This window comes from Oceanobacillus sp. FSL K6-0251 (assembly GCF_038004725.1).
Taxonomy (GTDB): domain Bacteria; phylum Bacillota; class Bacilli; order Bacillales; family Amphibacillaceae; genus Oceanobacillus; species Oceanobacillus oncorhynchi.
The window spans coordinates 3908309-3920518 of record NZ_JBBORS010000001.1 but is presented as its reverse complement, the minus strand read 5'-3'; the positions used below and the strand labels follow the sequence as shown (position 1 = coordinate 3920518).

The window sequence follows — 12210 nt, the reverse complement described above, 5'->3', positions numbered from 1 at the left end:
GGGGGGACTACATAATGAAAAAATTAGTAGCTACAGTTGCTACGGGTGTCGTTTTAGGCGGCTCTTGTCTTTCAAATGTTTCAGCAGCGGAATATCAGGTTCAAAATGGCGATAACTTGTGGAATATAGCAAAAGAACATAGAACGACTGTTGACAAATTATTTGATTTAAATAATTTAAAGTCATCTCTTATTCATCCAAATCAAAAATTAATTCTTAACGAACAATACAAAGTAAAAAAGGGCGATACATTATCTAGTATCGGATATAAACTAGGTGTAACGGTTACTGATTTGAAAGAATGGAATAATCTTGAATCAGATCTTATTTTTATTGATCAAATGTTAACTATAAAGAAATCAAATGTTGAACAAAAAGGTGCACCAGTTGTACAAGTACCTGATAATAAATCAGCTAATGAAGATGAATTGAATGAAAATAATCAATCAAGTGAAAATATAGAAGCAGCGCAAGCAGAAGAAGAAGCGGAAGCTGAAGCAGCACAAGCGGAGGCAGAAGCAGAAGAAGCGGCGCAAGCAGAGGCAGAAGCTGAAGCAGCAGCACAAGCGGAGGCAGAAGCAGAAGAAGCGGCGCAAGCAGAGGCAGAAGCTGAAGCAGCAGCACAAGCGGAGGCAGAAGCAGAAGAAGCGGCGCAAGCGGAAGCAGAAGCTGAAGCAGCAGCACAAGCGGAGGCAGAAGCAGAAGAAGCGGCGCAAGCGGAAGCAGAAGCTGAAGCAGCAGCACAAGCGGAGGCAGAAGCAGAAGAAGCGGCGCAAGCGGAAGCAGAAGCTGAAGCAGCAGCACAAGCGGAGGCAGAAGCAGAAGAAGCGGCGCAAGCGGAAGCAGAAGCTGAAGCAGCAGCACAAGCGGAGGCAGAAGCAGAAGAAGCGGCGCAAGCGGAAGCAGAAGCTGAAGCAGCAGCACAAGCGGAGGCAGAAGCAGAAGAAGCGGCGCAAGCGGAAGCAGAAGCTGAAGCAGCAGCACAAGCGGAGGCAGAAGCAGAAGAAGCGGCGCAAGCGGAAGCAGAAGCTGAAGCAGCAGCACAAGCGGAGGCAGAAGCAGAAGAAGCGGCGCAAGCAGAGGCAGAAGCTGTGAACTCCTCAGAAAATGAGGAACCTGTAACGGAAACCAACACACAAGAACAAGCTAGCGGTGAAACAATCTCTGTAACTTCTACCGCATATACAGCTAACTGTGAAGGATGTTCTGGTGTTACATCAACCGGAATTGACTTAAACGCAAACCCGAATGAAAAAGTAATTGCTGTTGATCCAAATGTAATTCCACTAGGTACAAAAGTATATGTTGAAGGCTATGGTCATGCAGTAGCGGGCGATATCGGCGGCGCAATTAACGGTAATAAAATCGATGTTCATGTTCCGACACGTGATGAGGCTCTTAACTGGGGCGTGCGTGAAGTTAATGTTACTGTAGTAGAATAGTAGAAACTTAATAGAAAAAATTTGAGGGAAAGCACTTTGCAATAAGGTGCTTTCCTTTTTTTATGGAATATGAAGCGATTATGTCAATGAATATCTTCCCAATCCAACTCCCAATAAAGCATCGATTCCGTCTGCTTTTCTTTTTTCATATTCACTTTCTCAAGCACCCGCATGGAAGCAGGGTTATCCAAACGTGTTTCGGCTATAACTTTTTCAACCTCGGCAGTACGTTTTGCCCAATTTAATAAAGCGGCAAGTGCTTCTGTTGCGTAGCCCTTATTCCAACAGCTTTCCAGAAATCCATAACCGACTTCTGCCGTTTTATTTTCATCTGGTCTTCCTTTAAACCCCATATCTCCAATTATTTTGTCATCTGCCTTTCGTTTTACAAGCCAAACACCCCAATATAAGAGAACAGGGTCTTCTTTTAATGCATGTAAATGCTGGATAATATGAGGATCGCGTGGATAGTCTGAAGTCATTGTCTGTTCTGTACAAGGGGTAATGATAAGTCTGTCTGTTTCCAGCTTCATAAAAACCGCTCCTTTTTCACTGCATTTTAATTCGGGTATAACAGACTTTCACAGCTATTAGTATAACAGATAATATGGGTGATAAGCCTTCCAGGTTATAAGTTATGCTGCGATTAGTATCTGCTAATAACTCCTAGTATAATTAGCTTGTGTGTAGTATAATCAGGTTATTTCATTCTGCAAATAATTGTTTCAGAGATATTTTCAATAGAAGGGTGTTTAAAAAAGATGGAAGAACCAGAACAAAAACGTTCTCAAGCCTATGTTGAAATCATTGGTGATACGGTTGTCGGAAAAGACTTGATCATGACAATCTCCATCAGTGTGGTGTTGAGCTTTCTTGGCTTTTTTGCTGGCAGAGAGCTTATTTTTCCGCGGATTGCTCCAGAAGAAATGATCCTGTCTTATTCTCTATTGTCAGGCATCGTCGGCAGTGTAACAGGTTTGCTTGTGAACACGTTTTTATTTAAACCGAAGCGGACTTTAAATGAAACGGCGTCTACCAATGCAGAATTGTCGGAAATATATGAGAAGCTGCAGCTGGATATGGAGGAGGAGCGTGACTCTATTTTAAATGATCCAGTGACCACAGCAGAGATGAAGGAACAAGGATTTTATGAGATGTTTATCCTGGATGAGCAAACGCAAAGCGATGAGAAAAAAAAGAAATAGTTGAAAGAGGAGAATGAACGAAAATGGATGTATTACTGATATCAATCGGATTAGCGATTGTAGCCGGGCTGATTTTCACGGCAATCGGCTTGATTTCCGGCTCCGATGAAACCGCTGTGCTTGTTCCCGCTACATTGATTGTAGTGCTGTTGGGAGCACCTCCGGAAGCTGTTTTTGCCTTTTTTATGGCTGCCGTACTTTCCAAGCATCTCACGCATGCGATTCCTACTGCATTAATGGGTGTTCCTGGAGATACGACGGCTACGCCGATGCTGGACCATGCGAACTTTATGCGGCGCATCGGCCTGCCACATATTGCGTTGCGGAAAATGATTTCCGGCGGGATTATTGGTGCATTTATTGCGCTTCCTGTATCCTTGGCGTTTGCTGTATTCTTAAGCCAGTTTGGAGAATTTTTTCAGGAGAATGCCGGGCTAATATTTACATTAGCAGCTGTTTTGATTGGGTATTTTTCCAAAGGTCGCTGGGCGAGTATTATTTTGATTATCCCACTTGCCCTTGTAATTCAAGGGTTGAATATGGTCAGCACCACGATTCTGGGAACCGGATTATCAATCAGCTTTTTCTTAGGTATTGCAATTGGACCTATGTTTACCGATATCTTATTAGCAACCTCCGGAAGCGGACGGCTGATGATTCAGCGCCAGCAGCCCAATGAATATAAATTAGCTCCAGAAAAGAAATCATGGTCGGGATATTTTCCGAATCCATTTAAAGTATTAACGAAAAAACAAACAGCAGCGGTTGGAGGGACGTCGTTTTTATCTTCGTTAACCTTTGCTTTAAGTCCTGTCGGCATGACCGCATTGATGGGAGAGCTGGTAGGTTCCAGGATAAAGGGACAATACAAGAAGTCAACGGCCAGCCTTTCTACGATGAATGGGGTAACGGAATCAACGTATATTGCGGAGACGATTATTCCGCTTGTGGCCTTTGGAATTCCACTTAGTCCGGTAGCAATCGGACCGGCGCAAGCGTTATTTAATGCGCCGCCTGTATTTACAACAGAGCCGGTCCATAATCTGCATACGTTAATGGAGCCGATGGATTTTCTTCTATACGGGTTGATTGGAATTATTGTTGCGGCTGTTATTGCCTATCCATTTTCGATGAATTTTGCGCGGAAAGCGACGGTTCTTGTGTTAAAGCATATTAACCAGGAAGCCATTATTGCTATGTTTATTGGAGTGGTTACCTTGCTTGCGTTCTATGAAGGCGGCTTGGTGAGTGTTACCGTTACGTTTGCCATGGCAATGGTCGGCGGATTATTGAATCGTTTCCTTGGCGTGGGAATCGGGGTTCAATTTATGATATTCTATGGCTCCGGCTGGATTGTAACAACGTTATTAGGTATGTAAGGTGTGAAATACAGCGGAACAGATATATCAAAACAAGCCGGGCAATCAACATGGCTTCAAATATGGTAAGATAGCAACTGGAAGGATGTGAAGCACGTGAAGTTAATTGCAATTGATTTAGATGGTACATTACTAAGTGAAGACGGAAAGATCAGTGAAGAAAATCAAGAAGCGATTCATAGAAGACAAGCAAACGGCGATATCGTTGCTTTTTGTTCTGGAAGATCATTGCATGATATGCAGGAAATTGCGGAAGCGGCGAATTTAGAGGTTCCATTAATTTGTGCGAATGGTTCGTTGACCAGTGTGAATGGAGAAATTATCCGCAGCCAGATACTTGTTGCAGACAAGCTGACGGAAATCATGGACACGGTGGCGAGTGCAGGATTATATTTTGAGGTTTATACGAATAAAGGCGTCTATATTCAAAAGGATAAGAAGCCGATTTTAGAAGAAGAGAAGGAAGCTTTGTTTGATACGCCGGAAGAAAAGGAAAATGCCGGGCATATTATTCGAATACAAAATATGCAGTATGGGATGGTAGAAGTAGATGACTACTTAGAAGCAGGAGTAACCGAATTGGATCCGTATAAAGTATTTATTTTGTCCTTCCGTCGCCAGGAGCTGGAGAAGCTTGCGGAAGGCTGGGAAGGCAGAGAGGATATTTCCATCACCACCTCGGGCTATCAAAAATTAGAGGTTGCTCATCCGGACGCCAGCAAAGGAAATGCATTAGAAGCGCTGGCAGCGTATTATGAAATTCCGCAGAAGGACACCGTCAGCATTGGAGATAATTTTAATGATATTTCGATGCTTGAATATGCAGGAACAGCTGTAGCGATGCATAATGCTGAACCGGAAGTAAAGGAATATGCAGACCATGTAACAAGAAGTAATGAAGAAAATGGTGTCGGTTATGCATTAAATGAAATCATCAAATAAGACAGCAGGGGCTTTGCTTATAAAACGAAACGTCACGCAGCGGGAGTTTTGGCTCCCCATAATAAAAAATCCGAATCTGATTTTTACAGATTCGGATTTTAGTTGTTCTATATACTTTCTTCTTCTACCTTTTCAATCGACTTCTTCTTCACGAATTGAAATAAGCCAACTTCATGGGCTGCTTGAAATGCGCTGACAACAAACGGACCAAAAATAAGTCCGAGCACACCAAAGAAGACAAATCCAAAATACATGGATAAAACGGTTGGCAATGCCGCGAGCCCCATTTGATCACCGAGCACCTTAGGCTCCGTAATCCGTCTGATGACCAGGAGAAATAAGGCTAATACCATCAGCTGCAGACCGGTTGGAACGTCGCCGATAAGCATCATCAGTCCTCCCCAGGGAACCAGAATTAATGCCGGACCGACATACAGCGGAATAATGTCCACGAGCCAGATAATAAAGGTCATTAAGAGCGCAAACCGAGGTGAGATAAATAATAAGCTCACATAGGTAAGTATGAAAATCATTACACTAAGCAGGAATTGCGCTTTCCAGTATCCCCAGAAAACCGTTTTTAAACGCTGGAAGAAGGTCTTTAATTTTGTAGATGTTGTCTCTGGAAACAGAGAGAAAAAAGCTTGGAACAGCTTTGGCAGATCCAGACTGAATAAAAAGAAAGTAATCAGGTAGACAAGCGATACAAAAAGCAGATTAGGAATGGATTGGACCCAGGAACCGAGCATGCCAATCAAACTCTCTACTAAGTCATATCCTGTGTTTAACAGCCGTTCTGATTGACGTTCCAGTTCACTGATAATCGCATCACGCTGCGGCAAATCAGCAATTAAATCATTGAACCTGTTAATAATTTCAGTGATGATGGTCTGAATTTCACTTCCGTATCTGGGAACATTATAACTCCATTCCACGATACGGCTGATGGTACTTGTGAGCATGACATAAATTAATCCGCAAGCCACTACCACGAAGGTCGTAAAAACAATGGTAACCGGCCAGATTCGTTTTTCTTGTTTTAATACTTTTTGCAGCAGCTTCACAAGCGGTTCAAAAATAATTGCTGTTAATAATGCCAGCAGGACAGGTATAAATACCGAAAAGTAAAAATATAAAAATACAGCTAGTGCTATAAGTAAGATGCCGATAATAATTTTTTTGATTAATGATTGATTTAACAAAAGCTTTCCCCCTACCGAATAACACAATAAAATATCATAATATCATTTTATAATCCGGCTTTCAAATTGTAAACCGGATTAGTGGAGTTCAGGAATTATTGCTGTATTATTCCGCCTGTTCATGAATCCAATCGCTGATATCCTTGATAACCTGTTCATCCACATGATCGGGAATATTGTATTCAGCTATCGTGCCTTTATTTTCCCCTTGGGATAGAATAAAGTTATGGTTAAGGTCCGGATAGGTTTTTAATGTTGCCTGCGATTCATCTGCAAAAATATCTTCCCATGCAGCGAAGTCATTCTCCATGGTGACCTGAAAATCTGCTTCGCCCTGAAGAATAAGCAGTGGTTTATTGGAATCAAGAGCAATTTGGCCGACATCGTATTGATCCATTTCTTGAAGATAATATCCGCTCATTCCGCCAATGTCATATTCCATGGCTTCTTCTGGAGACATATCTTGAAAGCTTTCGGCAAGCTCTTTAAATGCATCTGCTTGTTCCTGCAGCTGTTCTCGTGCTTCTTCACTCAGATTATCAGAAGCTAAATCTAATTGCTGATTGTACAGGATTTCCCATAATGACCGGGGAGAGCCTGCTAAAAGAATCATGCCAGCTGTATCTGCCTTGTCGTCAATGCGCGGCGCCAGCATTCCCCCGAGAGAATGTCCATTGATGTATACTTGATCCGTCTGAATTCGGTCGTCCGCTTGCAGCATGCGGGCTGCTTCCACAGCATCATCCACCGATTCTTCCTTAACGGTCAGTGCCGCTCCCAGCTCTTCCACCATTTTTTCTCCATGTGTATACGTACGCTTATCATAACGTAACACCGCAATTCCTTCTTCTGCTAATCCATAAGCAATATCCTGAAAGGGTTTGTAGCTAAAAATAGTTTCATCCATATCATTTGGACCAGATCCATGTACAAGCACCACAGCTGGATATGGTCCGCCTTCCTCATCGGGCAGGGTCAATTTTCCATTTAGGGGGTAGCCGTCTTCCGCTTCTATTGTGATATCCTCTTCCACTGCAGCATCAGGGAGGGCTAAATCCTCCATTGGGCGCGCTATTTGTAAGCTCTCCAGTTTTTCTTCTTCATTCCAATCCATGGTTACCTCCATTCGTGCATCATCAAAAATGACTTCACCGGAAACAGCTGTCTCGTCATCATCTGCGGTTGCTTCCAGATTGTTAATTTCTTCAAATGTACTTCCGCGATTAGCTTCCCAGGACAGCCGTAATTCATCTGCAGGGTATGCATCCTGCAGTGCTGCGGAGAAATATTGGTCGGTAATTTGCTGATATTCCTCCTCCTGCAACTGCTGAAGCACTTCTTCTGCGTTCTCTTCTGCTGTGCTTTCCTGACTCGAACAGGCAGAGAGGAGAAAAAAGGCTGAACCAGCCAGAATTATGTATGTTTTGCGCAACATCATCACCCTTTTCATAAATTATGTGTTTATCTCAAATGAATGGAAGAGCATACAAAGCCTATACCCTATTGTACGATTTACGAAGGGGTTATGTTTCAAAACTACCTAATTATTTGTTGGTTTGTCCATATTTCGTTAAGATAGGGTTATACTTGAAAGAACGCATGATAGAATGATTTTTATGGGAAGAGGTGGAGGACATGACTACGAATGCAATCGAATTTCAAATAAAAACAAAGAAGAAGCAGGAATTTGTTTTCTTGGATAGCCAGCTGGAGGAAATTTTAGATTAGAGCGGTGTGCAGGAAGGAATCATGCTGGTATATTGTCCGCATACGACCGGCGGAATTACAATTAATGAAAATGCTGATCCGGATGTACGGCGTGACTTATCGCTTGGCTTGAACGAAACCTTTCCAAATAAAGAAGCCTATGTCCATATGGAAGGCAATTCGGACGGACATATGAAATCATCGGTTGTCGGTGCCAGCGAAACATTGATTATTTCCAACGGTCATCTGATTCTGGGAACATGGCAGAGTGTCTATTTCTGTGAATTTGACGGGCCGAGAACACGGACGGTGTATGTGAAGATAATAGAAGGGTAAGGTTTGTGACTAAAGGGGAGGCAGAAGCGTGACAACAGAAACTTTATTGTTTAATCCGGAAAGACATATTGCATTAGATGGAACACAAAATATTCGTGATTTGGGAGGCTATCCAACGAAGGATGGCAAGCAAACAAAATGGGGAAAGTATTATCGGGCAGATTCTCTGCATCAGGTGAGCCCTGAGGGGCATGCTTTTCTGCAAAAGGAAAGAGGCATTCATACCGTTATTGATTTACGCATGAGCATGGAAGGGAAATATCGAAAAGAGGATAAAGCACGTTATGATTTTTATAATATCCCCTTGCTGGACCCGGCTACATTTACGACTAAAATGCCGAAAAGTCTTGTGGAAATGTACATCTTGATGTTGGAGACCAGCAAGCCGAAATTTAAACAAATCATGGATATTTTTCTTGAGAATAAAGGAAATCCGGTTCTGTTCCATTGCCGGGTCGGAAAGGATCGTACAGGTGTCCTGGCCGCTATTTTATTAGATTTAGCAGGCGTGCCAAGAGATATTATCGTGAAGGATTATGCGCTGACGGGCGAGTATAAGAAGATAACGGATGAAGAGCTTCATCATCGTCCGCCGTTGATGTCACGGAATCAATTTAAAGCGATGTTGAGCTGTGAACCTGCTTACATGGAAGCGTTTTTGGACTATTTGTATAAAGAATATGGCAGTGCGGCTGATTTTCTGAAAGTGATTGGTTTGAGAGAGGAAGAAATCACTGCTTTGCGAGATGATTTTATAGAGGAAGGATAGAATAAAAAAAGGAGAAGAACGGTTGAAATTTATGCCGTTCTTCTCTCTTTTTTTCTGTTTTCTAATAGTACAGTGGATAGGGGTAGCCGTTATAATAACCAGGTGGTCCGGGCGGTCCAGGAGGGCCAGGCGGACCCGGCGGACCATAATATCCCATTGGCCCAGGCGGTCCTGGAGGTCCTGGGGGCCCGGGAGGACCATAATATCCCGGGCCTCCGCCAGGACTAAAAGCGCTGCCCAATAAACCGCCGGCTAATCCGCCGATGAACGGGAAAAAGAACGCACGCTGTTCTGGCGCATGCTGATTAAATGGCTGTCCCGGGTATGCATTATATGGTGAAGCAGTTATATCAAACTGATCCGGATGCTGATAATCCATCACCTGATATTCATCTGCATGAGAATACCCATGATTTGGGTCAGAGTGCATATACATTCCTCTTTTCTACATAAGCTATATACCTAACTTATGCAGCTGCTTCAATTATGTTCACCCATTCCTCTGTATCGTCTTTTAGAATCCGGTCCTTAACGGCGGAATAGTCGCATGATGAAACTGACAATAAGAATAAGGATAATCGCACCAATTAAAGCAGGTACGATAGAGAACCCGCCTATTTCCGGACCTAGTTCTCCAAGAATCGCAGTACCGAGCCAGGCTCCAATGAAACCGGCAAGAATATTTCCGATGATTCCGCCCGGCAAATCCTTACTTACTATTAATCCGGCTACCCAGCCGATAATTCCACCAACAATTAGACTCCAAATAAAGCTTAGCATAAAAATCATTCCTTTCTATATTTTATTTATCCCCAACTATATAAACTTTAAAACGAGAAATCCTTCTTTTTTTAACAAAAAATAGAAAAAATGCTTCAGAATTCCTAGTATGGAAAATGAAAATGAAATACAGCTATAATTTTTAGGTTGAAAGTACTTTTATAAATGAAAAGGTTAATAGGTAATAAGGTGTGTTCCCCCTGTGAAAATCATGGATATTTTATTAAAATCAATCTTTCATACATGGAACTTTTATCTTATAAGAAGTATTTAGTTTTTTTGATTTAATGTTAAAGGGTTATTTTTATTTTATGATTTGATTCTAAAAGAATGATAAATTTACTTTATGTTCCTTTTATTTCTTTTTAATGGAATTAGTAAAAATATTTTATAATATTTATTGTATTTAGATACATTTTTTCAGTTTTCTTCCGATAAATAATTATAGACAATTAGGAGAGATGAAAAAATGAAGAAATTATTTAAAGCCAAAGGAATCCGGTTTAAGTTAGTCTTATCTTTTTTCTTAATACTACTCGTCCCGGGAATAATCGTAAGTACGATGTCATTTTTTACTTCAACAAATACTGTAGAGCAGCAGAAGCGGGATCAGGTGCAGGAATTAACTGCGGTGATAAATCAGACAATCAATAATACATTTGATCTGAAGCAGAGGGATATGGAAATCTTATCAAGCGTAATTACAGCCGACGTCATAGAAGATACTGACGAATTAGATCGAAGAATGTCTGAGTACATAGAGATTCATGAAGAGGCTCCGGAATTTTATCTTGGAACGACAGACGGCGATTACCATATGCAGCCGGACTTAGAGATGGAGGAAGGCTACGATCCAAGAGAGCGTGACTGGTATCTGGAAGCCATGGCAAATCCGGAAGAAGTCATTATTTCTGATCCATACCTGACAGCAAGCGGGGACGGGCAGATAGCGGTCAGTATTTCGAAAGCACTGGAAGATGGTTCGGGAGCCATCGGTATTGATGTATCCATGGACTTTATTCAGCAGCTTGTATCAGAAATGAGCATAGGAGAAAATGGATACGCTATCCTGCTGGATACGAATCAAAACTTTATTTATCATCCGGAAACAGAAGCTGGAGAAGACGCAGAAGAAGCTTTCTATCAGAATATGTATGGAAATGATTCTGGGACGTTTGACTATGATTACAACAATATGTCTAAAATTATGGTATATGATACGAACAGTTTAACGGGTTGGAAATTGGGAGGAACCATTGACCAAAGTGAAGTAGAAGCTGCAGCCAGGTCTATCTCTACACCGGTTACCATTGTACAGGCTCTGACGATAGTCATCGGAACAGTCATTATTTTATTTCTGATTCGTTCGATTATCCGCCCAATCAAGGATTTAAAAGAAAAAGCAGAAGTCATCAGTACGGGAGACTTAACGCAGTCTGTGGAAGTCAAAACAAATGATGAGATTGGCGAGCTGGGCACTGCTTTTAATAAAATGGGAGAGAGCCTGCGGGAGCTGGTTGGCGAGGTGGAATATAATGCGCAGCAGGTAGCCGCCTCTGCACAGGAATTAAATGCAAATGCTGATCAGATGACAAGCTCATCGGAGCAGGTTTCCCTGGCTATTCAGGAGGTATCCTCCAGTGCAGAGCATCAGTTAAGCGGTACGGAAGATGGAGTGAATTCGCTGGAAGAAGTGTCTACAGGCGTGCACAGAGTCGTTGAAAGCTCTGCCCAAGTAACGGAATTCGTGCAAAAAATGAATGAACAGGCAGAGGTCGGCGGACAGGCTGTGAGCAACACATTAAATCAGATGACCTCGATTCAATCATCTGTCGAAAATACCAATGAAAATATTTCATCCTTATTAGAACGGTCGAAGCAGGTTAGCACGATTTTAAATGCCATTACCGATATTTCAGAACAGACGAATTTGCTCGCATTAAATGCAGCAATCGAAGCAGCCCGGGCAGGAGAGCATGGGAAAGGCTTTGCAGTTGTGGCAGATGAGGTGCGAAAGCTGGCTGAACAGTCGAAGCTTTCCGCTACGCAAATCAGGGAAATCATTGTAGGAATCCAGACAGACGTTGAGAATGCAGTAGATAAAATGGGGCAGGTTACCTCCAATGTCAACAGCGGACTGGATGTATCCTATGATGCCATCGATAAATTCGGTGAAATTCTCCGCTCCAGCGAAAGCATTAAACCGCAGATGGAAGAAGTAACTGCCATCTCAGAACAAATGTCTGCCGCAGTTGGGCAGTTAATGGAAACCGTGAATAATCTGGCTTCCATCGCCCGCAATAATGCCGCATCCTCTGAGGAAGTAGCCGCATCTTCTGAAGAACAGCTTGCCTCCATGGAGGAAATCTCGGCATCTGCGAAATCACTTTCTTCCATGGCAGAGGATTTATCGGAGAAAGTGTCAAAGTATAAATATTAAAGGTTTTA

At 42.4% G+C, this 12210-nt stretch carries 11 protein-coding genes and 1 pseudogene; 7 read left to right on the top strand and 5 right to left on the bottom strand.

From position 1 onward, the window contains the following. The first annotated feature begins 14 nt into the window (after positions 1-14). Complete coding sequence (locus tag MKY45_RS19370; RefSeq protein WP_341173254.1) at positions 15-1442, top strand: 3D domain-containing protein; 1428 nt, start codon at positions 15-17, stop codon at positions 1440-1442. An 83-nt stretch (positions 1443-1525) separates the two neighbouring features. Here MKY45_RS19370 and MKY45_RS19365 read toward each other — a convergent pair whose 3' ends face one another. Then, a complete protein-coding gene (locus MKY45_RS19365; protein WP_341173253.1) occupies positions 1526-1975 on the bottom strand; it encodes a GNAT family N-acetyltransferase in 450 nt (149 codons plus the stop codon). Between the two features lie 228 nt (positions 1976-2203). Here MKY45_RS19365 and MKY45_RS19360 point away from each other — a divergent pair, with 228 nt between their 5' ends. The 3 genes from MKY45_RS19360 (at position 2204) to MKY45_RS19350 (ending at position 4968) form a co-directional block, all read left to right on the top strand. Further along, complete coding sequence (locus tag MKY45_RS19360) at positions 2204-2647, top strand: hypothetical protein (protein ID WP_341173252.1); 444 nt, start codon at positions 2204-2206, stop codon at positions 2645-2647. 23 nt (positions 2648-2670) lie between these two features. After that, a complete protein-coding gene (locus MKY45_RS19355) occupies positions 2671-4026 on the top strand; it encodes a tripartite tricarboxylate transporter permease (protein WP_193064879.1) in 1356 nt (451 codons plus the stop codon). Between the two features lie 96 nt (positions 4027-4122). Then, the gene (locus MKY45_RS19350; protein WP_341173251.1) at positions 4123-4968 is read left to right on the top strand and encodes a Cof-type HAD-IIB family hydrolase; all 846 of its coding nucleotides are present in this window, start codon (positions 4123-4125) and stop codon (positions 4966-4968) included. A gap of 107 nt (positions 4969-5075) precedes the next feature. Here the strand turns inward: MKY45_RS19350 and ytvI are convergent, their stop codons facing one another. Both ytvI and MKY45_RS19340 read right to left on the bottom strand, forming a co-directional pair. Then, entirely contained in the window at positions 5076-6170 is a 1095-nt protein-coding gene (gene ytvI, locus MKY45_RS19345; RefSeq protein ID WP_042529875.1) for a sporulation integral membrane protein YtvI, read from the bottom strand. Positions 6171-6276: 106 nt separating this feature from the next. Next, the gene (locus MKY45_RS19340) at positions 6277-7608 is read right to left on the bottom strand and encodes an alpha/beta hydrolase (RefSeq protein ID WP_341173250.1); all 1332 of its coding nucleotides are present in this window, start codon (positions 7606-7608) and stop codon (positions 6277-6279) included. A 197-nt stretch (positions 7609-7805) separates the two neighbouring features. Here MKY45_RS19340 and MKY45_RS19335 point away from each other — a divergent pair. Together MKY45_RS19335 and MKY45_RS19330 are read left to right on the top strand one after the other, a co-directional pair. Beyond that, positions 7806-8213 (top strand): annotated as a pseudogene (locus MKY45_RS19335) (secondary thiamine-phosphate synthase enzyme YjbQ). A gap of 28 nt (positions 8214-8241) precedes the next feature. Further along, positions 8242-8982, top strand: a complete 741-nt coding sequence (locus MKY45_RS19330) for a tyrosine-protein phosphatase (RefSeq protein WP_193064875.1) — start codon at positions 8242-8244, stop codon at positions 8980-8982. Between the two features lie 61 nt (positions 8983-9043). On the opposite strand, the gene MKY45_RS19325 is transcribed toward MKY45_RS19330, so the two are convergent. Together MKY45_RS19325 and MKY45_RS19320 are read right to left on the bottom strand one after the other, a co-directional pair. Next, a complete protein-coding gene (locus MKY45_RS19325) occupies positions 9044-9412 on the bottom strand; it encodes a hypothetical protein (RefSeq protein ID WP_256705047.1) in 369 nt (122 codons plus the stop codon). A gap of 98 nt (positions 9413-9510) precedes the next feature. Further along, positions 9511-9762 carry a GlsB/YeaQ/YmgE family stress response membrane protein gene (locus MKY45_RS19320; RefSeq protein WP_042529881.1) on the bottom strand — a complete coding sequence of 84 codons (252 nt, stop codon included), beginning with the start codon at positions 9760-9762 and terminating at the stop codon, positions 9511-9513. Positions 9763-10231: 469 nt separating this feature from the next. Between MKY45_RS19320 and MKY45_RS19315 the strand changes: the two genes are divergently transcribed. Next, positions 10232-12202: a methyl-accepting chemotaxis protein gene (locus tag MKY45_RS19315; RefSeq protein ID WP_341173249.1), complete on the top strand. Its 1971-nt coding sequence runs from the start codon at positions 10232-10234 to the stop codon at positions 12200-12202. Positions 12203-12210 lie beyond the last annotated feature (8 nt).